This is a genomic window from Enterobacter sp. PL_is514 (assembly GCF_055816715.1).
Genome location: NZ_JBVPGN010000025.1, coordinates 55,020 through 81,042 on the forward strand (window position 1 = coordinate 55,020; position 26,023 = coordinate 81,042).

The window sequence follows — 26,023 nt, forward strand, 5'->3', positions numbered from 1 at the left end:
CCTCACCCCAGCCCTCTCCCACGGGGAGAGGGAGAAAACCGAACCGTAGGTCGGGTAAGCGAAGCGCCACCCGGCGAATAAGTGAGATGAAGATGAGTGAAAAAGAGCCCTTCTGGCTGGGTATCGATTGTGGCGGTACTTATCTGAAAGCCGGTTTATACAACAGCCAGGGCAAGGAAGTCTGTATCGAACGTCGCTCCGTTGCCACGCTCAGCCCGCGAGCGGGCTACGCCGAGCGGGATATGCATGAGTTGTGGCAGCACTGCCACGCTACCGTCGCCACGCTGCTCAAACATTCAGGCGTAAACGGCAACCGGATTAAAGGCGTCGGCATTTCTGCTCAAGGCAAGGGACTGTTTCTGCTCGATAAACAGGACCAACCGCTGGGTAACGCCATACTCTCCTCTGACCGCCGTGCGCTGGAGATTGTGCAGCGCTGGCAGCAGGATGGCATTCCCGAAAAACTCTACCCGCATACGCGCCAGACGCTGTGGACCGGGCACCCGGCCTCGCTTCTGCGCTGGGTCAAAGAGAATGAGCCGCAGCGCTATCAGCAGATTGGTAGCGTAATGATGGCGCACGACTATCTGCGCTGGTGCCTGACCGGCGTGAAGGGCTGCGAAGAGAGCAACATCTCCGAGTCCAATCTCTACAACATGAATACCGGGAAATACGACCCACAGCTTACGCGCTGGCTCGGCATCAGCGAGATTGACGGCGCCCTGCCGCCGATTGTCGGTTCAGCAGAAATCTGCGGGGAAATCACCGCTCAGGCAGCCGACCTTACCGGTCTCGCGGCGGGCACGCCCGTCGTGGGTGGACTGTTTGATGTGGTTTCCACCGCGCTCTGCGCCGGACTGCAGGACGAGCACACGCTGAACGCCGTGCTGGGCACCTGGGCCGTCACCAGCGGTATCGCCAGTACGCTTCGCGACAGCGAACCCTTCCCGTACGTCTATGGCCGCTACGTGCACCCGCAGCAGTATATCGTTCACGAAGCCAGCCCCACCTCGTCCGGCAACCTTGAGTGGCTCACCGCACAGTGGGGTGACATGTCGTTCAGCGAGATCAACCACGCCGTCGCCAGCCTGCCGAAAGCCGAAAGCGATGTGTACTTCCTGCCGTTCCTCTACGGCAGCAACGCCGGGCTGGAGATGACCAGCGGCTTCTACGGGATGCAGGCGCTACACACCCGCGCGCACCTGCTACAGGCGGTTTATGAGGGCGTGGTGTTCAGCCACATGACCCACCTCAACCGCATGCTCGAACGCTTTATTCACGTTCATGCCCTGCGCGTGACGGGTGGCCCAACCCATTCGGACGTATGGATGCAAATGCTCGCGGACGTCAGCGGGCTGGCCATTGAGCTGCCGCAGGTGGAAGAGACCGGCTGCTCCGGCGCGGCGCTGGCGGCGATGGTGGGTACCGGTGTGTTCACCGACTTCCACTCAGCGCAGCGTGCACTCAAACATGACATCCGGGTCATCGAGCCCGACATGCGCGCCCATGCGGCCTATCAGCGCAAGTATCACCGCTATCAGCTACTGATTTCAGCACTACAGGGCTATCACGCCCGAGTTAAGGAGAACAACCTATGAGCCGACCATTACTGCAGCTGGCGCTCGACCATACCTCTCTTCAGGCCGCGCAGCGTGACGTCGCGACGCTTGCCGATCACGTCGATATCGTCGAAGCGGGCACCATTTTGTGCCTGACCGAAGGACTGAACGCCGTGCGCGCCCTGCGTCAGCAGTGCCCGGATAAAATCATCGTTGCGGACTGGAAAGTGGCCGACGCCGGAGAAACGCTGGCAGAACAGGCGTTTGGCGCGGGCGCGAACTGGATGACCATCATCTGTGCCGCCCCGCTGGCCACAGTTGAACGAGGCCACGAGGTGGCCCTGCGCTGCGGAGGTGAAATCCAGATGGAGCTCTTTGGTAACTGGACGCTGGACGACGCGCGCGCGTGGCATCGCGTCGGCGTGAAACAGGCAATCTACCACCGCGGGCGCGACGCACAGGCGAGCGGTCAGCAGTGGGGCGAAGCGGATCTCGCGAAAATGAAAGCGCTCTCCGACATCGGTTTACAGCTTTCGATTACCGGCGGCATCACCCCCGCCGACCTGCCGCTGTTTAAGCAGATCAACGTTAAAGCCTTTATTGCCGGGCGCGCGCTGGCTGGAGCAGAAAATCCGCCGCAGGTGGCGCAGGCATTCCATTCGCACATTCGCGACATCTGGGGAGCGTAACCATGCGTCAGCATCCGTTAGGGATTTACGAAAAAGCGCTGCCAAAAGATCTCTCCTGGCCCGAGCGGCTGGTACTGGCGAAAAGCTGCGGGTTCGATTTTGTCGAGATGTCTGTCGATGAAACCGACGAGCGATTATCACGCCTCGACTGGCGCACCGCGCAGCGTGCCTCTCTGGTTGAAGCAATGCTGGAAACCGGGGTGTCTATCCCGTCCATGTGCCTGTCTGCCCACCGGCGCTTCCCGTTTGGCAGCCGCGATGAAACCGTGCGCCAACGCGCTCGCGAGATCATGATCAAAGCCATCAGGCTGGCGCGTGACTTAGGCATTCGCACCATTCAGCTCGCGGGTTATGACGTGTACTACGAAGAGCACGACGAAGGCACGCAGCAGCGCTTTGCCGACGGGCTGACGTGGGCGGTAGAGCAGGCCGCCGCCGCGCAGGTGATGCTGGCGGTAGAGATCATGGATACCGCGTTTATGAACTCCATCAGCAAATGGAAAAAGTGGGACGACATGCTCGCCTCGCCGTGGTTCAGCGTTTATCCGGACGTTGGCAACCTGAGCGCGTGGGGCAACGACGTCACCGCCGAGCTGACGCTGGGCATTGACCGCATTGCGGCTATTCACCTGAAAGACACCCAGCCCGTCACCGCGCAAAGCCCCGGACAGTTCCGCGACGTGCCGTTTGGTGAAGGCTGCGTCGATTTCGTTGGCGTCTTTAACACGCTGAATCAACTGAACTATCGCGGCGCGTTTCTGATTGAGATGTGGACTGAAAAAGCAAAAGAGCCGGTGCTGGAGATTATCCAGGCGCGCCGCTGGATTGAAGCCCGTATGCAGGAAGGAGGCATGACATGCTAGACGAACTCAAAGCCGAGGTACTGGCAGCAAATCTGGCGCTGCCCGCCCACCAACTGGTGACGTTCACCTGGGGCAACGTCAGCGCGGTTGACCGTGAAAGCGGCATGATGGTGATTAAGCCCTCCGGCGTGGAGTACGACGTGATGACGGCGGAGGATATGGTGGTGGTGAATATCGCTACCGGCGAAGTGATCGAGGGAAATAAAAAACCCTCTTCAGACACGCCCACCCATCTTGCGCTGTACCGCCGTTACCCGGAGATTGGCGGCATCGTGCATACCCACTCCCGCCACGCCACCATCTGGTCGCAGGCAGGACAGGATTTACCCGCCTGGGGCACAACGCACGCGGACTATTTCTACGGGGCGATCCCCTGCACGCGCCTGATGACCGCGGCAGAGATTGCCGGAGAATACGAATACCAGACGGGTGAAGTGATCATTAAAACCTTCGAGGAGCGCGATCTCAGCCCGATGCAGGTCCCGGCGGTGCTGGTCCACTCCCACGGCCCGTTTGCCTGGGGTAAAGACGCTGCCGATGCGGTCCATAATGCCGTCGTGCTGGAAGAGTGCGCCTATATGGGCCTGTTCTCTCGCCAGCTCGCGCCACAGCTTCCGGTTATGCAGCAGGAGTTGCTCGACAAGCATTATCTGCGCAAGCACGGTGTGAATGCCTATTACGGGCAGTGATCATCCGGAATTGATATGCTCTTTACAGTACCGCCGTTTCCAGACGGCGGGTGTTAGCCCGGTGTGCTTCGAAAAGATCTGCCGAAAATAGCCCACGTCATTAAAGCCGCAGCGGGTTGCCACTTCGGTAAGCGAGGCAGAATCATCCAGCAACAGCTTTTCCGCCGCCCTGACGCGCTGGCGATGTATCGCCTCCGTCAGGGTTAAATGGAACGTCCGGCGAAACACACGTCCGAGATAATCGGCATTGCAGTGCAACGCTTTTGCCAGCTGCGAGGTAGAAAGCGGTAAATGAAACTGCGTGCGAATAAGCTGTTTCGCCTTCCACGCCATTGCCGCACCGGCTTCATCTGCGTTATCTTCATAGCCTGATGAAATAGAAATTTGCTGCAAAATCAGTAATAAAATGATTTCCAGCGCCACGCTTCGCTGTAATTTTTCCTGCTCGCTCAGGAACTGGCGAAATAGAGAAATTACATACTGTGCATCTCTCACGCGGCAGTGTTGTTCGATTGCCAGATTGGGCAACCGGTGCGGATGATGTTCAACCTCAAAATGCAGCCAGTAAAATTTAAGATCGGCCGGAAAGTCGCCCACGCCCACATGGCGACGGTCTGGCCAAAGCAGCAAACTCTCTCCTGCTTTTACCTCAAATAACGTGTTTTCTTCCTGAATCGTTAATGTCCCTTTTTCGACAAAAATAATCTCCCACGACGTTAATTTTCGCGCAGGGTGGCGGCCCACGCCCCGGGAGATAAATAACCCGCCATTTTGGACCTTAATCGGAAGCGCTATGGATAATTCAAGCATGGATATTCACCATTCCGCTTTTATTGCCGTTGATATTCAACTTACGCTTTGATTATTAATCAATATTCGAATAACTGTCCGATCGGAATCACATTTTTATCATCAGGTCGGAATCGTCATCTTTTTATACTTTTCCCTTCCCTTGTTGGCCTTTCCGTTCGGTGCAGAATAAATGTGTACCTTGCACAAATACGATAATAAATTCGATTACCGAGGAGTTACTTCATGACTTCCACACCGATTACAGAATCAGACGTGACACAAGGGGCAACAGATAGCCACTTGTCCGTGCGCGAAAAAATTGGCTACGGCCTGGGCGACGCGGGCGGGACGGTGATTACCTGCCTGATCATGAATTTTCTGACCTTTTTCTATACTGATGTCTTTGGCCTGACCCCTGCGCTCGTGGGCACGTTGTTTATTGCCTTGCGCGTATTTGACGCCATTTCCGACCCGGTAATGGGCATTATTGCCGACCGCACGCAAAGCCGCTGGGGGCGCTTTCGTCCGTGGCAGCTGTGGGTCGCCTTCCCGATCGGAGTTATCGGCGTGCTGACCTTCACCGTTCCGGAAGCCAGCATGGGCGTGAAAATCGCCTGGGCATTCGGGACCTATCTGCTGCTGTCCGTCGGCTATACCGCCATCAACGTTCCCTACTGCGCGCTGATTAACACCATGACCACCCGTCACAATGAGGTGATCTCCTGCCAGTCATGGCGCTTTGTGCTCTGCGGCGTGGCGGGGTTTTTGGTCTCCGTGGGCCTGCCGTGGCTGGTCGCGGAGTTAGGCCAGGGAGATGCCGCGAAAGGGTATCAGCTTGGCGTCGGGGTGCTGTGCGCCATCGCGGTGGTGATGTTCCTGTGCTGCTTCTTCTGGGTACGCGAGCGTGTTCCGCTGGCGCTGATGGGGAAATTTACCCTGCGCGAGCATCTGGCCGGTCTGCGTAAAAACGATCAGCTGCTGCTGATGCTGGTGATGTCATTTCTGCTGATTAACGTCTTCAACATTCGCGGCGGCGGGTATATGTACTTCATCACATATGTGCTGCAGGGCAGTACCGCCTATACCTCGCTGTTTTTCACCATGGTGACCTTTGCGGCCATTCTGGGGGCGGTCATCGTCAGCCCGCTGTCGCGCCGTATTGATACCGTCAAACTCTATTACTACACCAACCTGGCGCTCGCCGCGCTCGCGGTGGGAATGTGGTTCCTGCCTGGCGGCCCGGCGCACCAGACGCTGTGGCTAATCGTCATTTTGAGCAACGGCGTCATTCTCGGGTTTACCCTGCCGCTGCACTTCTCGCTGATGGCCTTTGCCGACGACTATGGCGAGTGGAAAACCGGGGTGCGTTCGTCGGGCATGAACTTCGCCTTCAACCTGTTTTTCATCAAGCTCGCGTGGGCCTCCAGCGCCGGGATCATCAGCCTTGTGTTTATCGCCGTGGCCTACCAGCCCGGTGCGGGCAACCAGACGCCTGCTTCGCTGCAGGGCATCACCGCCATGGAGACGCTGCTCCCCGCCCTTTTCCATCTGCTGCTGGCCGTCTCTATCCGCTGGTGCAGACTCAACAACCCTATGATGTCGCGCATTGCTACCAACCTGCGCCAGCGTCACGTACCCTCCTGAGGAGAACACGATGTCCATAATGGAAGCCAATCTGCATAAACTGAAAATTAACGACCCGTTTCTCGGGCAGTATCAACGTCTGGTACGTGAGGTGGTGATCCCCTACCAGTGGGATGCGCTAAACGACCGCGTGACGGAAGCCGAACCCAGCCACGCCATCACCAACTTCCGCATTGCGGCGGGTCTGGAACAGGGTGAATTCTACGGCATGGTATTTCAGGACAGCGACGTGGCGAAATGGCTGGAAGCCGTGGCGTGGTCGCTGTGCCAGAAGCCTGATGCTGAACTGGAGAAAACCGCCGACGAGGTGATTGAGCTGGTCGCTGCGGCGCAGTGTGAAGACGGTTATCTCAACACGTACTTCACGGTAAAGGCACCGGGCGAACGCTGGACGAATCTGGCCGAGTGTCACGAGCTGTACTGTGCCGGACATATGATAGAAGCGGGCGTAGCGTATTTTCAGGGCACCGGAAAACGCCGTCTGCTGGAGGTGGTGTGCAGGCTGGCAGACCATATCGACAGCGTGTTTGGCCCCGGCGAGAACCAGCTACACGGTTATCCGGGCCATCCGGAAATCGAACTGGCGCTGATGCGGCTTTACGACATCACGCAGGAGCCCCGCTATCTCACTCTGGTGAAATATTTCATCGAGCAACGCGGCGTTCAGCCTCACTTCTACGATATCGAATACGAGAAGCGCGGCAGAACGTCGTACTGGAACACCTATGGCCCGGCCTGGATGGTCAAAGACAAAGCCTACAGCCAGGCGCATCAGCCGCTTTCGGAACAACAAACGGCCGTCGGCCATGCGGTGCGTTTTGTCTATCTGATGGCGGGCATGGCGCATCTGGCGCGCCTGAGTCATGACGAGGGTAAACGACAGGACTGTCTGCGGCTGTGGAAAAACATGGCGCAGCGCCAGCTGTATATTACCGGTGGAATCGGCTCACAAAGCAGCGGCGAGGCGTTCAGCAGCGATTACGATCTGCCCAACGATACGGTGTATGCCGAAAGCTGCGCCTCCATCGGCCTGATGATGTTTGCCCGCCGGATGCTGGAGATGGAGGCCGACGGCCACTACGCCGACGTAATGGAGCGCGCGCTATACAACACGGTACTGGGTGGAATGGCGCTGGATGGTAAGCATTTCTTCTATGTGAACCCGCTGGAAGTCCATCCGAAAACCCTGGCGTTCAACCATATCTACGATCACGTGAAGCCCGTCCGCCAGCGCTGGTTTGGCTGCGCCTGCTGCCCGCCGAATATCGCCCGCGTGCTGACGTCACTGGGGCACTACATTTATACCGTCCGCCAGGATGCGCTTTTTATTAACCTTTACGTGGGCAACGATGTTGCCATACCGGTTGGAGACGAAACCCTGGCGCTGCGAATTAGCGGTAACTATCCGTGGCATGAACAGGTAAAAATCGACATTACCTCGCCTGTTCCCGTCACGCATACGCTAGCCCTGAGGCTGCCAGACTGGTGTGCCGCGCCTGACGTTTCATTAAATGGAGAAGCGGTAACGGGCGAGATCTCCCGTGGATACCTTTATCTCACCCGCAGCTGGCAGGAGGGTGACGACATTACGCTAACGTTACCTATGCCGGTTCGCCGTGTGTATGGCAACCCACAGGTCCGCCAGCAGGCGGGGAAAGTCGCCCTACAACGCGGACCTCTGGTTTATTGCCTGGAAGAGGCCGATAACGGCGCCAATCTGCATCACCTTTCTCTGCCTGAAAACAGCGAGTTCAGGGTCTTTGAAGGGAAAGGGATTTTCGCGCACAAGATGCTAGTACAGGCAGAGGGGATTGGGTGTCACGTGGAGGACACGGATGCGCTGTGGCAGTACGATCGCTCGCCGGTACAACGTCAGCCCCGCACGCTGACCTTTATTCCCTGGTTTAGCTGGGCTAACCGGGGAGAAGGAGAAATGCGGATCTGGGTGGATGAAGGTTGAATTTCTGCGGCCTGTTGCCCTCACCCCATCCCTCTCCCACGGGAGAGGGAGTAAACAGGCTTTACCCCATCAGAAACGCCAGGTCAGGCCGGTCATCAGCGCGAAGCTGTCGTCGCGGTCGATCATCGGGCTGTTCTTCACGTCGTCAGGCAACACGGTGTAGACCGCGCTGGCGTTGAGGTACAGCTTCTGGGTTAACTGATATTTAGCCGCCAGCCCAACGTATGGCGTCCAGCTGTCACCAGCGGTGTATTGATCCAGTCCTGAGCGGCGAGACTCGCTGCCGGATACGCCATAGTAGTAGTCGTTATAGCTTTCGTCGCTGTAGAACACACCAACAGAAGGCGTCAGGGTCAGGCGCTCCATCCTGATTGGACGGAAGTAAGATACCTCGCCGATCACGCCACCGCTTTCATCCATGGCATCACCAGAGACCGCCACTTTGAGCGAACCCCAGCTCTCATGGCGGTAGTACGCGCCGCCGAGGAAGGCAGACGCTTTACGCTCATCCAGCTGCTTCATCTGATGGTCGTCGTTGTCATCAGGATCGAAATGCAGCGGCATCCACGACGCTGTCAGACTGAATTCATTTTTTGCGTCTTTCCACAGGATCCATCCGCCAGTGGTCTGACGAACATAGAAACGATCGCCTTCATAGCTTATTAACGGTACTGCGGTAGTATTTTCGTTATAGCCTTTGTAAGGAGACTCATTAAATACAGCCCCCGCTCCAAGTGAAAAGTCACCGGCCATTGCTGAGGATGTTGCAAATAACGTGGCAGCGATGAGTAAATTGTATTTAATAGTCATTACATGTAATCCATTAAAATGCCAAACAAGCGAGGCGCATAATAATGGTTACAAATTTGCCAATGCAACGCTGCGGTTTATATAATATTATATATAAAATCATATAGATGGGTGCGCATGATGAATAAATTACAGCTAAAGCCACGCGAATTAAAAATTATATCCGTCATCGCAGCCACCCACAGCATTGGTGATGCCGCGGCCCTGCTGGGCATGGCGCAGGCCAACGTCAGTAAATATCTGTCTGATTTTGAAACGCGGGTTGGACTGAAGGTGTTTGAGCGCACCACGCGCCAGCTGGCCCTGACCCAGTTTGGTGAAGCGTTACTCCCTTACGTTAATGCCACGCTGGATAAGAACAGTCAACTCGTTAATTTCATTGCTGATTATAAGCATGAAAAGCGCGGAAAGGTCACAATCTATGCCCCCACAGGTATCGTGACCTATCTCGCGCGCCACGTGATCCATCAGATAGAAGACATCGGTGACATTCGCATCTCCCTGAAAACCTACAATCTGGACCGGAATGAATTTTCAGAAGGCGTTTCCTTTCCTGATGACTGCGATATTTTAATTACCTATGCGCAACCGAAAGACGAAAGCCTGGTCGCCAGCGTGTTGACAAAATATTCCGTTACGGCATTCGCAACCGTAGAGTATTTAAATAAACATCCCTTAACGGGACCTGAAGATTTAATTAATCACTCCTGCATTCTTATTGATTCCATGCTGGTCGATGATGCGAACATCTGGCGTTTCCGCGTGCACGGCAGTGATAACGTGCACGACTACCGGGTGACCGGTAATTATATTTGCGACAATACGCAGACGGCCCTGGAGCTGGCAAGAAATAATCTTGGGATTGTTTTTGCACCCAAAGAGAGTCTGAAGAAAGAATTAACGCGGGGGATGCTGGTCCCCTGCTTCCCGCATCAGGAGGAGTGGTGGCTCGATCTGACGGCCATCTTCCGCAAACGTGAATACCAGCCCTGGCGTGTGCAATACGTCCTGGACGGCGTTCTGAACTGCCTGCGCCAGCAAATTGCTCAGGCCGCCCATGGACGGCCTGAGCTGGGCGATTAGAACAGCCCCAGCGGTTTATCGGAGTAGCTGACCAGCAAACATTTCGTCTGCTGGTAATGCTCCAGCATCATCTTGTGGGTTTCACGCCCGATGCCCGACTGCTTATAACCGCCAAAGGCCGCGTGCGCCGGATAGGCGTGGTAGCAGTTGGTCCAGACGCGCCCGGCCTGAATGCCGCGGCCCATTTTATAGGCCAGATTACCGTTGCGGCTCCAGACGCCTGCCCCCAGGCCATACGGCGTGTCGTTGGCAATCTCCAGCGCCTCCTCCATCGTTTTAAAGGTGGTCACGGCCAGCACCGGTCCGAAAATTTCCTCCTGGAAGACGCGCATGTTGTTCTGACCGAAGAGGATCGTCGGCTCAAGGTAATACCCTTCCTGCAGATCTCCTCCCAGCACTTTACGGCGTCCGCCGGTCAGAATATCCGCCCCTTCTTTCTTGCCGATGTCGATGTAGTTGAGGATAGTCTCCAGCTGTCCGTGTGAAACCTGCGCGCCCATCTGCGTGACGTTATCGAGCGGATTACCGCTGCGGATAGACTCAACGCGGCGAATGGCCCGCTCCATAAAGCGCTCATAGATGGACTCCTGCACCAGCGCGCGGCTTGGGCAGGTGCAGACTTCGCCCTGGTTAAACGCAAACAGCGCAAACCCTTCCAGGGCTTTATCGAAGAAGGCATCCTCTTCCTCCATCACGTCCGCGAAGAAGATGTTCGGGGATTTCCCGCCCAGCTCCAGGGTCACCGGAATGATGTTTTGCGTAGCGTACTGCATGATCTGCTGGCCCACTTCCGTCGACCCGGTAAACGCCACTTTAGCGATCCGTTTCGAGGTCGCCAGATATTCCCCTATCTCACCGCCAGCACCGTTGACCACGTTAATCACGCCCGGCGGCAGAAGATCGCCAACGATTTCCATCAGCAGCAGCACCGAGAGCGGCGTCAGACGCGCCGGTTTCAGCACAATACAGTTCCCGGCCGCCAGCGCGGGCGCCATTTTCCAGCTCGCCATCAGTAGCGGGAAGTTCCACGGAATAATTTGCCCGACGACGCCCAGCGGCTCGTGGAAGTGATACGCCACGGTGTCGCTGTCTACCTCGCTTATTCCACCCTCCTGAGCGCGAATACAGGAGGCAAAATAGCGGAAGTGGTCGATGGCCAGCGGCACGTCAGCCGCCATCGTTTCGCGGATAGGCTTGCCGTTATCCCAGGTTTCCGCCGTCGCCAGCAGCTCAAGATTTTGCTCCATCCGGTCGGCGATTTTGAACAAAATGGCCGCGCGGTCCTGAACGGAGGTATGAGCCCATTTCTCTTTCGCTTTGTGCGCCGCATCCAGCGCCAGGTCGATATCGCGCTTGCCGGAGCTGGCAATCTCACACAGCGGCTGGCCGGTAACCGGGGTCAGGTTGGAATAGTATTCGCCGTCGACGGGAGCGACCCAGTCGCCGCCAATAAAGTTGTCATAACGGGGCTTCAGCTTGAGGGGAAAACCATACTCGCCGGGCTGGATACGCGATGAGGGAGGATTGTTTGTCATGACCGTCTCCTTGCTGTTGGTGTACAACAAGGGTAGTTCCGGCTGGCGATTTTCTCGCCAGCCGGTAACGGTGTTTACGACGGAGGTCACGGAGTTTCAGGAAATAGCAACGAATCTCGCAATAAATGATCGTTACCGCGACGGCGGGTAAAGCCGATGCGGTTGAAATACTCCAGGATCTGAATCGCCAGCTTGCGGCCCACGTTCAGCCGGTCGCGGAAATCGGCCGCGCAGGTGGAGCCCCGCGCCTGATCCAGCTCGCGGATCAGGTTGGCAAACGCCACAATGCGATCGTTACGGTAATAACGATCTTTCACGATCGCGACTATCAGTCCCTGCTGCGCCGCATGGCGCAATACCTGACGCATCACCTGTTCATCGGTGTTGGTTTCGCGAGCCAGATCGCGAACCCACCACGGCTCATCACCAAACAGCGTGGCGACTTTTTGCCATATCGCCTCTTGCTCTGCGGTGAACCCGGCCTTGTGATCCGGCAGATGCAGCCAGCCGTGGTGGCTTTTAATCACCCCGCTTTCGCGCATGTTTTCAATCAGCAGCAGCACCAGCGCGTCGTCTTCCATCGGCAACGCCATGCGTCGCAGACGCTCACGGCCCGGGCCTGGCTCGTCCTGATGCTGTTCATGGTACGTCGCCAGCGTATTCAATATCTTACGCTGCCAGTGTGCCGCAACCGGGGCATTAAGCAGACTGTTTCCAGCCTGAATAAAGCCCGGCTGCCGGGTCAGCTGGATTAGGCCTTCCTCGCTCAGCTGGCGTGCCCATGCAAAATCACGCAGACTTACCGCGCCGCGATCGAGATGTACCCGCAGCGCGGCGTTATCATCGCTGGCCAGCGCCAGCGCGGCCAGCCACTGCAGATATTCAGGTTTACGCTTGCCGCGTCGCGGTGGATTCAGCGCGACGACCCGCGCCCCGGCCAGCGTTTCCCGCGCGGAAATATCACGCAGTACCAGACGATCGTTGTCTGCCAGCCAGAGCGGGGAATCGAATACCAGTTCGGCAAGGTCGTTTTCCAGCAGCGACACGCGCCCGGTGATATGGCTGGCCGCGTGGTGAATATGCAGCGGCTGCCACTGGGTCAGCGGCATGTGTGTCTGCAGGGAGACAATCACGCGTTCAGACGGTTCCGGCGGGGCATCGGCCAGCAGCCAGTCTCCGCGATTAAGCTGCTCTTTTTCCGCATCCCCGGCAATGTTCAGCGCGATACGCTGTCCGGCACGGGCACGTTCAGCGGGCTGGTTTTGCGCGTGCAGCCCGCGCACGCGCATCGGTTTGTTCACGCCCGTCAGCCAGAGCGAATCTCCCACGCTGACTTCACCACTCAGCGCCGTGCCGGTAACCACCAGACCCGCGCCTTTGACGGTAAACGCCCGGTCAATTGCCAGACGGAAGCGGTGATGGCTGGCGTGATTGCGCGACGAAAGCTGCTGTAAGTGGTGGCGAAGTTCCTCGATACCCCGCCCTTCTGTCGCCACGGTGACAAAAAGCGACGCGTCGGCAAAACCATACTCCCGTAAGGTCGCCTGGACCGTTTCGCGCACCTCGCGGACGCGTGCGTCATCCACGCGATCGGCTTTGGTCAGCGCCACGGTCAGCTGCGGGTTGCCGGTCAGCTGTAGGATCGCCAGGTGCTCACGGGTTTGCGCCATGACGCCATCATCGCAGGCCACCACCAGCAGGGCATGATCGATGCCCCCCACTCCCGCCAGCATGTTGGACAGAAACTTTTCATGCCCCGGAACATCTATAAAGCCCAGCACGCGGCCATCAGGCTGGGGCCAGTAGGCATAGCCAAGATCGATGGTCATGCCGCGCTTTTTCTCTTCCGGCAGGCGGTCGGCGTTAATGCCAGTAATCGCCTGCAGCAACGTGGTTTTTCCGTGGTCGACATGACCGGCGGTGGCAATAATCATTTCAACAACATCTCCAGAAATCGCTCTTCATCTTCAAGGCAGCGCAGATCCAGCCACATTCGGCCGTCGTAAATCCGCCCGATAACCGGCGCAGGCAGGCCACGCCAGCGCGACGACAGGGCGTCAAGATGGCTGCCGCGCCCGTCACGCGGGGTGAACGTGAGTGCTTCACTCGGCAGCCTGTCCACCGGCAGCGAACCGCTGCCAATCTGCGACTGGCAGGGCTCAATGCGAACGTCAAAATCGGGGTAGTGCGGGGCAATGCGCGGCAGCAGCAGTTCGGCCTGGGCGCGAATCGAGGCGGCATCGCGGCTTAACAGGCGCAGCGTGGGCAGGCGGTCGGCCAGTTTTTCCGGATGGAGATAGAGCCGCAGCGTCGCCTCCAGCGCGGCAAGCGTCATTTTATCGGCGCGCAGGGCGCGCTTGAGCGGATGCTGCTGCAGCTGCGCAATCAGCTCGCGCTTGCCGACGATAATCCCGGCCTGCGGCCCGCCCAGCAGCTTGTCGCCGGAAAAGCTGACCAGGCTAACGCCCGCCGCAATCATCTCCTGCGGCATCGGCTCTTTCGGCAGCCCGTAAAGACTCAGATCCACCAGCGAGCCGCTGCCAAGATCGGCAATCACCGGGATATCCAGCTCACGCCCTATTTCCGCCAGCTCCGCCTCGTCAACCGTTTTGGTGAAGCCTTCAATATGGTAATTGCTGGTGTGGACCTTCATCAGCAGGGCGGTATTTTCATTCACCGCCGCGCGATAATCTTTCGCATGGGTGCGATTGGTGGTGCCCACTTCATGTAGCGTGCAGCCTGCCTGGCGCATCACGTCCGGGATACGAAACGCTCCGCCAATCTCCACCAGCTCGCCGCGGGAAACCACCACCTCTTTGCCGCTGGCGGTGGCCGCCAGCATCAGCAGCACCGCGGCGGCGTTGTTATTCACAATGCAGGCATCTTCCGCGCCGGTCAGCTGGCACAGCAGCTCCGCCAGCGCCCGGTCGCGGTGCCCGCGTCCGGCGCCGTCCAGATCGTACTCCAGCGTCACGGGCGCTCGCATGGCCTGCACAACCGCCTCGACAGCCTCTTCTGCCTGCTGCGCGCGGCCCAGGTTGGTATGCAGTACGGTACCGGTCAGGTTTATCACCGGGCGTAACGCGCTTTGCGCTTTCTCATCCAGCCGGCGTTCAACTTCCTGCTCCCACGCCGCGCACCAGTCGGGCAAGGCGTTTTCTGACTGAATAGCGCATCGGGCTTCGTCCTGAAGCAGGCGTAACATCTCCACCGTCGCGGTATGGCCGAAGCGCTCAACAACAGCATGAATGCGGGGCTCGCGAAGAAGTCGGTCGATAGCGGGGATCTGGCTGTACAGCAAATGATGAGTAGTCATGAAAGCGCCTGGCGAGTAAATATCTTCCCCCCTCCCGACGGGAGAGGGAGTTAACATGTGGAGGGATTGTACCGCCTCCGACGCCGAAGTGTTATAACCCGCGTCAAGCCTTTGGCGGTTCGGTACGGGCAAAGCTCTCGCGGCTAAACAGCGTGTCTGCCAGTTTCACCAGCAGCGGACGGTCGACGCACCAGCCCGGGGAGACGCGGCGGAAGTTGAGATAGCCGATGGCGCAGGCGATGGCGATGGTCCCCAGGTTCAGGCTGTCGGGGTGAATCTTACCCTCCCGGATAAGCTGCTCGCACCTGTCCAGGCTGCGGCTGATTTTTTCCCGCTGGCGTAACAGTTCCGTTTCCGACTGCTGGGCGGCGGGTCTGGCCTGTTCCCGTACGGAGGTTAACGCCGCATCCATAATGCCATCGGCCAGGGCTTCGATTTGCTTCACTGCCAGCGCCGCTTTTGGGTCAGCCGGCAGCATGGCCGGGGCAACGCCCAGCAGCTCGATATACTCGGCAATTATCGGGGAATCGAACCAGTATTCGCCCTCGTCCGTCACCAGCGCCGGGACTTTCCCCAGCGGGTTGTACTGCGCAACGCCGTTTTCCGCGTTGTAGGGCTGTTCATTCACGAATTCAAATTCAATCCCCTTCTCCAGCAGGAGAATCGAGATCTTTCGCACGAAGGGACTGGTGTAGCTACCGATGAGTTTCATTGCCTGATCCTTGATGCTGCAAAAAAGTCAGTATGGATCAAGCGATGAAAAAAGGGCAGGTCTGCGTGTCGCATTCCTGCCCTGGAAGGATTAGTGATCGAGGTAGAGGTAGTGCATCCAGCTGGTCATACGGAGCAGCACTTTACGCATGACCGAGACGTGGGCGAAGTGGTCCGAATAGACCGCCACCTGGGCAAAAATACCGTCTGGCAGCGCATCGACCTCCGCATTGGGGTTCAGCTCAATGATGGCCTGCACACCATCACTACCCGGAGTGACCGTCAGCGACTGCAGCGCGCCCTGCGCCTGATAGGTCCCCCCCGGCACCACCGGCAGAATCGCGGTAAGCTTCCCGGAGAACACCTGGCCCGGCAGCGCGTTAAACACCACTTCCGCTTCATCACCCGGCTTCAGACGCAGCAGCGAGTTCTGACGGAACTGGGCCACAATCTGACGCTTCTGTTCAGGAATAAAGACCATCACCGGGCGCAAAGGCAGCGCGGCGGCATAGGTCCCCGGACGGATCAGCACCTGGGTGATGTAACCATTGCTTGGCGCGCGCACCACGGTCTGATCCAGATTGTATTTGGCTTCGGCAAGCTGGGCGCGTAAGGAGGCAATCTGCGACTGTTCACCGTTCACCATGCTGTCTAACTGGCTTTGGATCTGCACCTGTTCAGCCACGGAGCCTTTCACCAGCGCATCCTGCGCCAGATAGTTCTGCCGCGCGTTGTCGATATCGCTTTCAGAGAACGGATTCACCTTCGCCTGGCTGCCTTTCAGGTAGCGCTGATAATCTTTATAGAGGCGATCGCGTTCAGCGGAGACGCGCGTGGTATTGGCAACGGCTTCCGCCAGCTGCGCTTTCAGATTATCGATATTGTGCGTCGCGGTTACCAGGTCGGCCTGAAGTCTGTCGACGCGTGCCTGGTAGCGGCCAGGATCCAGTTTAAATAACACTTCGCCTTTTTTAATGAGCTGATTATTTTTATCGGTCACTTCGCTGACCACACCGGTCACCTGCGGCGTGATTGGAATAGAAATAACCGCTTTTTGCGCCGTAAAGGTATACGGGTGGTTATAGTTCATTAACAGAATAAGTCCGGCAACAATAAATACGCCGCCTAATGTTGCGGTGGCAAGCGTCCACTGGTTGACCGGAATTCGGAATATTTTAAAGATGGCCCAGGCAAATGCCACGTAGGTCAAAATAATCAACAGATCCATGATTAGCGCTCCAGCGTGTTCTTATCAGCAGCAGGCTTTACCGCGGCCAGCTTTTGTTCGAGTTCCGCCACGCGTTTGGCGAGCGCATCCATGCCCGGGACCTCATCAGGCTTTGTAATGTGGTTTTGCATACCCCAGCCACGATCTTCGCGGTACAGGGTGGCCCAAATCCACAGGAACGGCCAGATGGCATGGAGCGTAAACAGGCTAATCCACCCTGCCGTGTGAATTGCATCGGCATGCGGATGGTTACGCTTTTTGGCCATATTGTAAGGGATGTCATGAATGGCGATGATTCCGTAAAACAGAACCAGAAATACAAAAATCAATACGCCCAGCGCAAAATAGTTGAGAAACATATTCTCCTCACTTAAACAACGTCAACTCATTAAATTAATAAAACGGTACGCAACCTAATTAATTTTTATAAACACGGGGTTGTGTTCATTATTCCCAGGGCCGGGAAGTATGTATTTTTATAATATCTCCATGCAAGTTTATAAGCGTGTCAAAATATATCCTGAATAATAATAGACTTAACCTTACAATATGAGCGTAATCCACCTTTTAACTTTTCGCCATACCACACATGAAAAGTGGTTTTTTAGCTTATCGTGTCGCGCAATATCATCCTGGCGCTGAATCGCGAATCAGAGTTTGCCGCCGATCACAGCCGGAGAAATCCGCATAAAAATATTTTGTGAAATCAGTCACAATCCAGAAACAAACACATAAAATCAAAATGTGACAAACATCACGAAAAGGGGTGGTTTTTGCCGTATTTCTCGCCATCGTATTTTTTTTGCACACCTGTTTTGTGATTAAGATCACCTCATTGATGTCCACACCCCCTACATTTACGTGACATGCGTCACACAAATTTTCGCTGTCTGGACAGTTGAACGATTCAGTGCCAGATTTCACAGCATCAGAACAGGGTCCGGCTACCTCTGCCGCCTCATTAACAATAAACCTCGGGCCGCAAGCCTAAGCGTAAACAGAAGAAGGGGTGTTTTATGTCATCCGATTTCAAGATCAAAGTTCAAAGCTTTGGTCGTTTCCTCAGCAACATGGTGATGCCAAATATCGGCGCGTTTATCGCGTGGGGTATCATCACCGCATTGTTCATTCCGACAGGGTGGTTGCCTAACGAAACGCTGGCGAAACTTGTTGGCCCAATGATTACCTATCTCCTGCCGCTGCTCATCGGTTTCACCGGGGGTCGTCTGGTGGGCGGTGACCGTGGTGGCGTCGTGGGTGCTATCACAACCATGGGTGTTATCGTCGGTGCGGATATGCCGATGTTCCTCGGGGCGATGATTGCCGGTCCTCTGGGCGGCTGGGCGATTAAGAAATTCGACGTCTGGGTTGATGGTAAGATCAAATCCGGCTTCGAAATGCTGGTGAACAACTTCTCTGCGGGCATCATCGGGATGATCCTCGCCATTCTGGCGTTCCTCGGCATCGGTCCTGCGGTTGAAGTGCTGTCTAAAATTCTGGCGGCAGGCGTTAACTTCATGGTTGCGCACGACATGCTGCCGCTGGCGTCTATCTTTGTTGAACCGGCGAAAATCCTGTTCCTGAACAACGCCATCAACCACGGCATCTTCTCGCCGCTGGGTATTCAGCAGTCTCACGATCTCGGCAAGTCTATCTTCTTCCTGATCGAAGCCAACCCAGGCCCAGGTATGGGTGTTCTGCTGGCGTATATCTTCTTTGGCCGCGGCAGCGCAAAACAGTCTGCTGGCGGTGCGGCGATCATCCACTTCCTGGGCGGTATCCACGAAATTTACTTCCCGTACGTGCTGATGAACCCACGTCTGATCCTGGCCGTTATCCTCGGCGGTATGACCGGTGTGTTCACCCTGAGCGTGCTGGGCGGTGGTCTGGTTTCTCCAGCCTCTCCGGGGTCTATCCTGGCGGTACTGGCGATGACGCCAAAAGGCGCTTACTTCGCGAACCTCGCGGCTATCTTTGCGGCAATGGCCGTCTCCTTCGTGGTCTCTTCAATCCTGCTGAAAACCAGCAAAGTGAAAGAAGATGATGACATTGAAGCGGCAACCCGCCGTATGCACGACATGAAAGCCGAATCCAAAGGCGAGACGCCACTGGCAGCAGGTGATGTCTCTAACGACCTGAGCCACGTACGTAAAATCATCGTTGCCTGCGATGCCGGTATGGGTTCCAGCGCAATGGGTGCAGGCGTGCTGCGTAAGAAAGTGCAGGATGCGGGCCTGACCAACATCTCCGTGACCAACAGCGCCATTAACAGCCTGCCGCCGGATGTTGACCTGGTTATCACGCACCGCGATCTGACCGAACGCGCCATGCGTCAGGTACCACAGGCACAGCACATTTCGCTGACCAACTTCCTCGACAGCGGCCTGTATACCAGCCTGACCGAACGTCTGGTTGCCGCGCAGCGTCACGAAGACAACGAAGTGAAAGTGCGCTCCAGTCTGCAGGACAGTTTTGACGAGAGCAACGCCCACCTGTTTAAGCTGGGTGCGGAAAACATCTTCCTCGGTCGTACCGCGGCCACCAAAGAAGACGCGATTCGCTTTGCCGGTGAGCAGCTGGTGAAAGGCGGCTACGTTCAGCCTGAATATGTCGACGCGATGCTGGAACGCGAAAAACTGACCCCGACCTATCTGGGCGAATCCATCGCGGTGCCGCACGGTACGGTTGAAGCGAAAGATCGCGTCCTGAAAACCGGCGTCGTATTCTGCCAGTATCCGCAGGGCGTGCGCTTCGGTGAAGAAGAAGACGACATCGCCCGTCTGGTGATTGGTATCGCCGCTCGCAACAACGAGCACATTCAGGTGATTACCAGCCTGACCAACGCGCTGGATGATGAGTCCGTCATTGAGCGTCTGGCCAACACCACCAGCGTTGAAGAAGTTCTGGCTCTGCTTAACAAATAACGGTACTCCTCCCTCTCCCCCCGGGGAGAGGGCTAGGGTGAGGGGAAAACGTTCCTCACCCCAGCCCTCTCGGGTAAAAACATTGATGAAGGTTAACACTATGAAAGCATTACATTTTGGCGCAGGTAATATCGGTCGTGGTTTTATCGGTAAACTGCTGGCAGACGCGGGCATTACCCTGACATTCGCCGATGTGAATCAGGTTGTCCTGGATGCCCTGAATGCGCGTCATAGCTATCAGGTCCATGTGGTCGGTGAAAACGAGCAGGTCGAGACGGTATCGGGCGTCAACGCGGTCAGCAGCATCGGTGAAGACGTTATCGACCTTATCGCCAGCGTCGATCTGGTCACCACTGCCGTAGGTCCGGTCGTCCTTGAGCGCATCGCTCCTGCGGTCGCGAAAGGCCTGGCAAAACGTAAAGCGCAGGGCATCGACACCCCGCTGAACATCATCGCCTGTGAAAACATGGTGCGCGGCACCACGCAGCTGAAAGGCCACGTTCTTAACGCTGTAGCAGACGAAGATAAAGCCTGGGTTGAAGCGCACGTCGGCTTTGTGGATTCCGCCGTGGATCGCATCGTTCCGCCGTCCGAATCCGCCACCCACGATCCGCTGGAAGTGACCGTGGAAACCTTCAGCGAGTGGATCGTTGATAAAACCCAGTTTAAAGGCGCCCTGCCGACCATTCCGGGAATGGAATTAACCGATAACCTGATGGCATTTGTCGAACGCAAACTCTTCACGCTGAACACCGGGCATGCTATAACCGCGTACCTCGGAAAATTGGCCGGTCATCAGACCATTCGTGACGCGATCCTCGATGAGAAGATCCGCGCAGTGGTAAAAGGGGCAATGGAAGAGAGCGGCGCGGTGCTGATCAAACGCTACGGTTTTGATGCTGAGAAACACGCAGCATACATCCAGAAAATCCTCGGTCGCTTTGAAAACCCGTATCTGAAAGATGACGTTGAGCGCGTGGGCCGTCAGCCTCTGCGCAAACTGAGCGCGGGCGATCGTCTGATTAAGCCGCTGCTGGGCACGCTGGAATACGGCCTGCCGCACGCCAACCTGGTGAAAGGGATTGCCGCCGCAATGCACTACCGCAGCGAGCAGGACCCGCAGGCACAGGAACTGGCTCAGCTGATTGATACCAAAGGCGCACAGGCTGCGCTGGCGCAGATTTCCGGTCTGGACGCCAACAGCGACGTGGTTGTGGAGGCGGTTAACGCATACAACGCAACCAAATGATGCACAGTGAGGCGCAGGTTAGCCTGCGCCCGGATAACAGATTGTCAGATATGCAGGCAATAATGGAACAAACCCAGGCCTTTGAAAATCGTGTGCTTGAGCGTCTGAATGCTGGCAAAACCGTACGAAGTTTCCTGATTGCCGCCGTCGAGCTGTTAACCGAGGCGGTGAATATCCTGGTGCTTCAGGTGTTTCGCAAAGACGACTACGCGGTAAAATATGCTGTAGAACCGTTACTGGACGGAGACGGACCGCTGGGCGATTTATCCGTGCGTCTGAAGCTGATTTATGGTCTTGGCGTGCTGAACCGGCAAGAGTATGAAGATGCGGAGCTGTTAATGGCGCTGCGCGAAGAACTCAATCATGACGGTAACGAATACACCTTTACCGATGATGAGATCCTGGGGCCCTTCGGCGAGCTGCACTGCGTCACCGCGCTGCCCCCTGCTCCCCATTTTGATAACAGCGACCCTGAGCTCTACGCGATGCAAAAGCTGCGTTATCAACAGGTTGTCCGTTCCACGATGGTTCTCTCCCTGACTGAGCTGATTTCACGAATCAGCTTAAAAAAAGCGTTTCAGAAGTAAGCCTGCTCACATTGGTGTATCCTTCCCTGTAAATTCCCCGTTTTCAGAGTTATTTGTCATGAAAGAAGTCGAAAAGAACGAAATTAAACGCCTGAGCGACCGCCTGGATCTAATCCGTCACCAGATGGCGGGCCTGTCACTGGTCGATTCCGCCGAGAAGTACGCCGAGCTGGAAAAAGAGGTCGCCACGCTGGAAACAGAAATCGAACGCCTGCGCGAAGTGAAAGGCCAGAAGCTGAGCAAAGAAGCGCAGAAGCTGATGGACATGCCGCACCGTCGTACGATCACCAAAAAAGAACAGGCCGACATGGGCAAGCTGAAGAAAAGCGTCCGTGGTCTGGTGGTGGTACACCCGATGACCGAGCTTGGCCGCGAAATGGGCCTGAAAGAGATGACGGGTTTTTGTAAGACCGCGTTCTGATACTTCCCCCTCACCCTAACCCTCTCCCCAAAGGGGCGAGGGGACTGTACGGTGCGGTTTTCTCCCTCTCCCCGTGGGAGAGGGTCGAGGTGAGGGCATCAGGCCCCACCCCCGCCTCAAATTGGCCCAACCAATCCCCCTTTTCTTTCTCCCCTGGTTCACAATTCCATTATTTCCGCTCACAAAATCATTGCTAGCTCATAACATCTGGTTAACCATTCATTGTCATTAACCCTACAACACAACATTGGCAGGACCACTTTTACACAGACTGTGATGCAGAGATGAGCGGAGACTCACCCGCAGCGCAGGCTGTCTGGTCCCCAGGAGACCTGCATGAGCCTCTGGCAACAAAACTACGACCCGGCCGGCAATATCTGGCTGTCGAGCCTGATCGCATCGCTTCCGATCCTGTTCTTCTTCTTTGCGCTGATTAAGCTCAAGCTGAAGGGCTACCTCGCCGCGACGTATACCGTTGCTATCGCCCTGATGGTGGCGCTGTTCTTCTACAAAATGCCGGTCGATCGCGCGCTGGCCTCCGTCGTCTACGGTTTCTTCTACGGCCTGTGGCCGATTGCGTGGATCATCATCGCCGCGGTCTTTGTCTATAAAATCTCGGTGAAAACCGGACAGTTCGACATTATCCGCTCGTCGATTCTCTCCATTACGCCGGACCAGCGCCTGCAGATGCTGATTGTCGGCTTCTCCTTCGGGGCGTTTCTGGAAGGTGCGGCAGGCTTTGGCGCACCGGTGGCGATCACCGCCGCGCTGCTGGTGGGTCTGGGCTTTAACCCACTCTATGCTGCGGGCCTGTGCCTGATTGTGAACACCGCGCCGGTGGCGTTTGGCGCGATGGGTATTCCGATTCTGGTGGCCGGACAGGTCACCGGGCTGGACAGCTTTGAGATTGGCCAGATGGTCGGCCGCCAGCTGCCGTTCCTGACCATTATCGTCCTGTTCTGGATCATGGCGATTATGGACGGCTGGCGCGGCGTGAAGGAGACCTGGCCTGCGGTGATGGTGGCGGGCGGTTCGTTCGCTATCGCTCAGTACCTCAGTTCGAACTTCCTCGGCCCGGAGCTGCCGGACATCATCTCTTCGCTGGTCTCGCTGGTCTGCCTGACGCTGTTCCTGAAACGCTGGCAGCCGGTCCGTATTTTCCGCTTCGCCGACATGGGCGCCTCGCAGGTCGATCAAACCCTGGCCCGCACCGGTTATACCGCAGGACAGGTGATCCGCGCCTGGTCGCCGTTCCTGTTCCTGACCGCCACGGTTACGCTGTGGAGCATCCCGCCGTTTAAAGCCCTGTTCGCCCCGGGTGGCGCGCTGTACGACATGGTGATTAACGTTTCGGTGCCGTTCCTCGACAAGATGGTCGCCCGTATGCCGCCGGTGGTGCACGCCGCCACGCCGTATGCCGCGGTCTATAAATTCGACTGGTTCTCCGCCACCGGGACCGCCATCCTGTTTGCCGCTATTCTTTCCGTGGTGTGGCTGCGCATGAAACCTGCGGCTGCGGTGCAGACTTTTGCGGCGACCGTTAAAGAGCTGATGCTGCCGATCTACTCCATCGGCATGGTGCTGGCGTTCGCGTTTATCTCGAACTACTCCGGCCTGTCATCGACGCTCGCACTGGCGCTGGCGCATACCAGCCACGCCTTCACCTTCTTCTCGCCGTTCCTCGGCTGGCTGGGGGTGTTCCTGACCGGTTCCGATACCTCGTCGAACGCCCTGTTTGCCGCACTGCAGGCCACGGCGGCCCAGCAGATTGGCGTATCGGACGTCCTGCTGGTGGCCGCGAATACCACCGGCGGCGTAACCGGGAAAATGATCTCGCCACAATCCATCGCCATTGCCTGTGCGGCGGTGGGACTGGTCGGTAAAGAGTCGGACCTGTTCCGCTTTACCGTGAAACACAGCCTGATATTCACCTGCATGGTCGGGGTGATCACCACCCTGCAGGCCTATGTCTTAACCTGGATGATCCCATGATAGTGATGCCCAGACGCCTGTCCGACGAGATTGCCTCTCGCGTGCGGGCGCTGATTGAAGAACAACAGCTGGAAGCGGGCATGAAGTTGCCCGCCGAACGCCAGCTCGCCGCCCAGCTTGGCGTGTCGCGCAATTCACTGCGTGAGGCGCTGGCGACGCTGGTCAGTGAAGGGGTACTGGTGAGCCGTCGCGGCGGCGGCACCTTTGTGCGCTGGCAGCATGACGACTGGTCCGAGCAAAACATCGTTCAGCCGCTGAAGACGCTGATGGAGAACGATCCGGACTACAGCTTCGACATCCTCGAAGCGCGTCACGCCATCGAAACCAGTACCGCCTGGCACGCTGCCATGCGGGCAACCGACGCTGACAAAGAGAAACTCATCGCCTGCTTTGAGGCCACGCAAAGCAGCGACCCGGATATCGCCTCCCAGGCGGACGTCCGTTTTCACCTGGCGATTGCCGAGGCGTCGCACAACGTGGTGCTGCTCCAGACCATGCGCGGGTTCTTCGACCTGCTGCAATCCTCCGTGAAGCAGAGCCGCCAGCGCATGTATCTGGTTCCGCCGGTGTTTGCCCAGCTGACCGAACAGCACGAGGCGGTGCTCAACGCCATTCTGGCCGGTGATGCCGAGGCCGCGCGCAAAGCGATGATGGCGCATCTCGGTTTCGTGCACACCACCATTAAACGATTCGATGAAGACCAGGCCCGACAGGCGCGTATTACCCGTCTGCCTGGCGACAGTGATATTTCCAGGGAGAACAAAGCATGATCATTTCAGCAGCCAGTGACTATCGCGCCGCGGCGCAGCGCATTTTGCCGCCGTTCCTGTTCCACTACATCGACGGCGGGGCGTATGCCGAATACACCCTGCGCCGCAACGTGGAAGATCTGTCGGAGGTGGCTCTGCGCCAGCGCGTGCTGAAGAATATGTCTGACCTGAGCCTTGAGACAAAACTGTTCAACGAAACGCTCTCCATGCCGGTGGCGCTCGCGCCTGTAGGCTTATGCGGGATGTATGCCCGCCGTGGCGAAGTGCAGGCGGCCGCGGCGGCGGATGCCAAAGGCATTCCGTTTACCCTCTCTACCGTCTCGGTTTGTCCGATTGAAGAGGTCGCCCCGACCATCAAGCGCCCGATGTGGTTCCAGCTGTACGTCCTGCGCGATCGCGGCTTTATGCGTAACGCGCTCGAGCGCGCCAAAGCGGCGGGCTGCTCCACGCTGGTCTTTACCGTCGATATGCCGACCCCCGGCGCACGCTATCGTGATGCCCACTCCGGCATGAGCGGCCCGAATGCTGCGCTCCGTCGTTACTGGCAGGCCGTGACCCACCCCCAGTGGGCGTGGGATGTCGGCCTGAACGGTCGGCCTCACGATCTCGGGAATATCTCGGCTTACCTCGGTAAACCGACCGGGCTGGAGGATTACATCGGCTGGCTGGCGAACAACTTCGATCCGTCGATCTCGTGGAAAGACCTGGAGTGGATCCGCGAGTTCTGGGACGGCCCGATGGTGATCAAGGGGATCCTCGACCCGGAAGATGCCCGCGATGCGGTACGCTTTGGCGCAGACGGGATTGTGGTCTCTAACCACGGCGGACGCCAGCTTGACGGGGTGCTCTCTTCCGCACGCGCCCTGCCGGCCATTGCCGATGCGGTGAAAGGCGATATCGCCATCCTGGCCGACAGCGGCATCCGCAACGGGCTGGACGTGGTGCGCATGATTGCGCTGGGTGCCGACAGCGTGCTGCTGGGACGCGCGTATCTGTACGCCCTGGCGACGGCGGGCCAGGCAGGCGTGGCGAATCTGCTTAACCTGATCGAAAAAGAGATGAAGGTGGCGATGACGCTGACCGGTGCGAAAACGATTAGCGAAATCAGTAAGGATTCCCTGGTGCAGGAGTTAAGCAAATTACCGGCAGCGCTGGCTCCCCTTGCTCAGGGAAACGCGGCCTGACCTTCTCCGGTTACTCC

The 26,023-nt window shown here is 57.2% G+C and carries 22 protein-coding genes; 14 read left to right on the forward strand and 8 right to left on the reverse strand.

Going from position 1 to position 26,023, the window contains the following annotated elements:
- The first annotated feature begins 92 nt into the window (after positions 1–92).
- The 4 genes from AC0TNG_RS02345 to araD are packed head-to-tail and all read left to right on the forward strand — an operon-like array spanning position 93 to position 3,800.
- Entirely contained in the window at positions 93–1,598 is a 1,506-nt protein-coding gene (locus AC0TNG_RS02345) for an FGGY-family carbohydrate kinase (RefSeq protein WP_473712723.1), read from the forward strand.
- Entirely contained in the window at positions 1,595–2,248 is a 654-nt protein-coding gene (ulaD, locus tag AC0TNG_RS02350; protein ID WP_473712724.1) for a 3-keto-L-gulonate-6-phosphate decarboxylase UlaD, read from the forward strand. Before AC0TNG_RS02345 ends, ulaD begins: the two co-directional genes overlap by 4 nt.
- Positions 2,249–2,250: 2 nt before the next feature.
- Complete coding sequence (locus AC0TNG_RS02355; protein ID WP_473712725.1) at positions 2,251–3,111, forward strand: L-ribulose-5-phosphate 3-epimerase; 861 nt, start codon at positions 2,251–2,253, stop codon at positions 3,109–3,111.
- Complete coding sequence (gene araD / locus AC0TNG_RS02360; RefSeq protein ID WP_473712726.1) at positions 3,105–3,800, forward strand: L-ribulose-5-phosphate 4-epimerase; 696 nt, start codon at positions 3,105–3,107, stop codon at positions 3,798–3,800. Before AC0TNG_RS02355 ends, araD begins: the two co-directional genes overlap by 7 nt.
- Here araD and AC0TNG_RS02365 read toward each other — a convergent pair whose 3' ends face one another.
- Positions 3,801–4,610 carry a helix-turn-helix domain-containing protein gene (locus AC0TNG_RS02365; protein WP_267217738.1) on the reverse strand — a complete coding sequence of 270 codons (810 nt, stop codon included), beginning with the start codon at positions 4,608–4,610 and terminating at the stop codon, positions 3,801–3,803.
- Between the two features lie 225 nt (positions 4,611–4,835).
- Between AC0TNG_RS02365 and AC0TNG_RS02370 the strand changes: the two genes are divergently transcribed.
- Both AC0TNG_RS02370 and AC0TNG_RS02375 read left to right on the forward strand, forming a co-directional pair.
- Entirely contained in the window at positions 4,836–6,236 is a 1,401-nt protein-coding gene (locus AC0TNG_RS02370; RefSeq protein WP_267215382.1) for an MFS transporter, read from the forward strand.
- A 10-nt stretch (positions 6,237–6,246) separates the two neighbouring features.
- On the forward strand, positions 6,247–8,196 hold the full coding sequence (locus tag AC0TNG_RS02375) for a glycoside hydrolase family 127 protein (RefSeq protein ID WP_024906592.1): 1,950 nt from the start codon (positions 6,247–6,249) through the stop codon (positions 8,194–8,196).
- Between the two features lie 69 nt (positions 8,197–8,265).
- Here the strand turns inward: AC0TNG_RS02375 and AC0TNG_RS02380 are convergent, their stop codons facing one another.
- The gene (locus tag AC0TNG_RS02380) at positions 8,266–9,006 is read right to left on the reverse strand and encodes a MipA/OmpV family protein (RefSeq protein WP_024906593.1); all 741 of its coding nucleotides are present in this window, start codon (positions 9,004–9,006) and stop codon (positions 8,266–8,268) included.
- Positions 9,007–9,123: 117 nt separating this feature from the next.
- Between AC0TNG_RS02380 and AC0TNG_RS02385 the strand changes: the two genes are divergently transcribed.
- Complete coding sequence (locus AC0TNG_RS02385; protein ID WP_071994444.1) at positions 9,124–10,089, forward strand: LysR family transcriptional regulator; 966 nt, start codon at positions 9,124–9,126, stop codon at positions 10,087–10,089.
- Here AC0TNG_RS02385 and aldB read toward each other — a convergent pair.
- The 6 genes from aldB to AC0TNG_RS02415 all read right to left on the reverse strand — a co-directional run bounded on the left by aldB (position 10,086) and on the right by AC0TNG_RS02415 (position 17,238).
- Positions 10,086–11,624, reverse strand: a complete 1,539-nt coding sequence (gene aldB / locus AC0TNG_RS02390; protein WP_024906595.1) for an aldehyde dehydrogenase AldB — start codon at positions 11,622–11,624, stop codon at positions 10,086–10,088. The genes AC0TNG_RS02385 and aldB overlap by 4 nt on opposite strands.
- Positions 11,625–11,710: 86 nt before the next feature.
- The gene (gene selB, locus AC0TNG_RS02395; RefSeq protein ID WP_473701901.1) at positions 11,711–13,558 is read right to left on the reverse strand and encodes a selenocysteine-specific translation elongation factor; all 1,848 of its coding nucleotides are present in this window, start codon (positions 13,556–13,558) and stop codon (positions 11,711–11,713) included.
- Positions 13,555–14,940, reverse strand: a complete 1,386-nt coding sequence (selA, locus tag AC0TNG_RS02400; protein ID WP_473701902.1) for an L-seryl-tRNA(Sec) selenium transferase — start codon at positions 14,938–14,940, stop codon at positions 13,555–13,557. Before selA ends, selB begins: the two co-directional genes overlap by 4 nt.
- A gap of 103 nt (positions 14,941–15,043) precedes the next feature.
- Complete coding sequence (locus AC0TNG_RS02405; RefSeq protein WP_024906598.1) at positions 15,044–15,652, reverse strand: glutathione S-transferase; 609 nt, start codon at positions 15,650–15,652, stop codon at positions 15,044–15,046.
- Positions 15,653–15,742: 90 nt separating this feature from the next.
- Positions 15,743–16,879, reverse strand: a complete 1,137-nt coding sequence (locus AC0TNG_RS02410; protein ID WP_024906599.1) for an HlyD family secretion protein — start codon at positions 16,877–16,879, stop codon at positions 15,743–15,745.
- Positions 16,880–16,881: 2 nt separating this feature from the next.
- Complete coding sequence (locus AC0TNG_RS02415; protein ID WP_024906600.1) at positions 16,882–17,238, reverse strand: DUF3302 domain-containing protein; 357 nt, start codon at positions 17,236–17,238, stop codon at positions 16,882–16,884.
- A 657-nt stretch (positions 17,239–17,895) separates the two neighbouring features.
- On the opposite strand from AC0TNG_RS02415, the gene AC0TNG_RS02420 reads away from it, so the two are divergent.
- The 7 genes from AC0TNG_RS02420 to lldD all read left to right on the forward strand — a co-directional run bounded on the left by AC0TNG_RS02420 (position 17,896) and on the right by lldD (position 26,006).
- A complete protein-coding gene (locus AC0TNG_RS02420) occupies positions 17,896–19,803 on the forward strand; it encodes a PTS mannitol transporter subunit IICBA (RefSeq protein WP_473712727.1) in 1,908 nt (635 codons plus the stop codon).
- Between the two features lie 100 nt (positions 19,804–19,903).
- Complete coding sequence (mtlD, locus tag AC0TNG_RS02425; RefSeq protein WP_024906602.1) at positions 19,904–21,052, forward strand: mannitol-1-phosphate 5-dehydrogenase; 1,149 nt, start codon at positions 19,904–19,906, stop codon at positions 21,050–21,052.
- Entirely contained in the window at positions 21,049–21,639 is a 591-nt protein-coding gene (mtlR, locus tag AC0TNG_RS02430; RefSeq protein ID WP_032645094.1) for a mannitol operon repressor MtlR, read from the forward strand. Before mtlD ends, mtlR begins: the two co-directional genes overlap by 4 nt.
- A 58-nt stretch (positions 21,640–21,697) precedes the next feature.
- Positions 21,698–22,060 carry a YibL family ribosome-associated protein gene (locus AC0TNG_RS02435; RefSeq protein ID WP_048992832.1) on the forward strand — a complete coding sequence of 121 codons (363 nt, stop codon included), beginning with the start codon at positions 21,698–21,700 and terminating at the stop codon, positions 22,058–22,060.
- Between the two features lie 336 nt (positions 22,061–22,396).
- The gene (gene lldP, locus AC0TNG_RS02440) at positions 22,397–24,052 is read left to right on the forward strand and encodes an L-lactate permease (protein WP_023294815.1); all 1,656 of its coding nucleotides are present in this window, start codon (positions 22,397–22,399) and stop codon (positions 24,050–24,052) included.
- Positions 24,049–24,822 carry a transcriptional regulator LldR gene (gene lldR / locus AC0TNG_RS02445; protein ID WP_023294814.1) on the forward strand — a complete coding sequence of 258 codons (774 nt, stop codon included), beginning with the start codon at positions 24,049–24,051 and terminating at the stop codon, positions 24,820–24,822. The genes lldP and lldR overlap by 4 nt, the downstream gene beginning before the upstream one ends.
- Entirely contained in the window at positions 24,819–26,006 is a 1,188-nt protein-coding gene (gene lldD, locus AC0TNG_RS02450) for a quinone-dependent L-lactate dehydrogenase (RefSeq protein ID WP_023334042.1), read from the forward strand. The genes lldR and lldD overlap by 4 nt, the downstream gene beginning before the upstream one ends.
- Positions 26,007–26,023: the final 17 nt, after the last annotated feature.

Excerpts from the sequence above, each read along its gene's own strand:
- AC0TNG_RS02375 (WP_024906592.1), top strand. The coding sequence starts at position 6,247 with ATGTCCATAATGGAAGCCAATCTGCATAAACTGAAAATTAACGACCCG.
- AC0TNG_RS02345 (WP_473712723.1), top strand. The coding sequence starts at position 93 with ATGAGTGAAAAAGAGCCCTTCTGGCTGGGTATCGATTGTGGCGGTACT.
- AC0TNG_RS02415 (WP_024906600.1), bottom strand. The coding sequence starts at position 17,238 with ATGTTTCTCAACTATTTTGCGCTGGGCGTATTGATTTTTGTATTTCTG.
- mtlD (WP_024906602.1), top strand. The coding sequence starts at position 19,904 with ATGAAAGCATTACATTTTGGCGCAGGTAATATCGGTCGTGGTTTTATC.
- lldR (WP_023294814.1), top strand. The coding sequence starts at position 24,049 with ATGATAGTGATGCCCAGACGCCTGTCCGACGAGATTGCCTCTCGCGTG.
- AC0TNG_RS02370 (WP_267215382.1), top strand. The coding sequence starts at position 4,836 with ATGACTTCCACACCGATTACAGAATCAGACGTGACACAAGGGGCAACA.
- ulaD (WP_473712724.1), top strand. The coding sequence starts at position 1,595 with ATGAGCCGACCATTACTGCAGCTGGCGCTCGACCATACCTCTCTTCAG.
- AC0TNG_RS02420 (WP_473712727.1), top strand. The coding sequence starts at position 17,896 with ATGTCATCCGATTTCAAGATCAAAGTTCAAAGCTTTGGTCGTTTCCTC.
- lldP (WP_023294815.1), top strand. The coding sequence starts at position 22,397 with ATGAGCCTCTGGCAACAAAACTACGACCCGGCCGGCAATATCTGGCTG.
- aldB (WP_024906595.1), bottom strand. The coding sequence starts at position 11,624 with ATGACAAACAATCCTCCCTCATCGCGTATCCAGCCCGGCGAGTATGGT.
- AC0TNG_RS02405 (WP_024906598.1), bottom strand. The coding sequence starts at position 15,652 with ATGAAACTCATCGGTAGCTACACCAGTCCCTTCGTGCGAAAGATCTCG.
- selA (WP_473701902.1), bottom strand. The coding sequence starts at position 14,940 with ATGACTACTCATCATTTGCTGTACAGCCAGATCCCCGCTATCGACCGA.
- AC0TNG_RS02410 (WP_024906599.1), bottom strand. The coding sequence starts at position 16,879 with ATGGATCTGTTGATTATTTTGACCTACGTGGCATTTGCCTGGGCCATC.
- AC0TNG_RS02435 (WP_048992832.1), top strand. The coding sequence starts at position 21,698 with ATGAAAGAAGTCGAAAAGAACGAAATTAAACGCCTGAGCGACCGCCTG.
- AC0TNG_RS02380 (WP_024906593.1), bottom strand. The coding sequence starts at position 9,006 with ATGACTATTAAATACAATTTACTCATCGCTGCCACGTTATTTGCAACA.
- selB (WP_473701901.1), bottom strand. The coding sequence starts at position 13,558 with ATGATTATTGCCACCGCCGGTCATGTCGACCACGGAAAAACCACGTTG.
- AC0TNG_RS02355 (WP_473712725.1), top strand. The coding sequence starts at position 2,251 with ATGCGTCAGCATCCGTTAGGGATTTACGAAAAAGCGCTGCCAAAAGAT.
- AC0TNG_RS02365 (WP_267217738.1), bottom strand. The coding sequence starts at position 4,610 with ATGCTTGAATTATCCATAGCGCTTCCGATTAAGGTCCAAAATGGCGGG.
- AC0TNG_RS02385 (WP_071994444.1), top strand. The coding sequence starts at position 9,124 with ATGATGAATAAATTACAGCTAAAGCCACGCGAATTAAAAATTATATCC.
- araD (WP_473712726.1), top strand. The coding sequence starts at position 3,105 with ATGCTAGACGAACTCAAAGCCGAGGTACTGGCAGCAAATCTGGCGCTG.
- mtlR (WP_032645094.1), top strand. The coding sequence starts at position 21,049 with ATGATGCACAGTGAGGCGCAGGTTAGCCTGCGCCCGGATAACAGATTG.
- lldD (WP_023334042.1), top strand. The coding sequence starts at position 24,819 with ATGATCATTTCAGCAGCCAGTGACTATCGCGCCGCGGCGCAGCGCATT.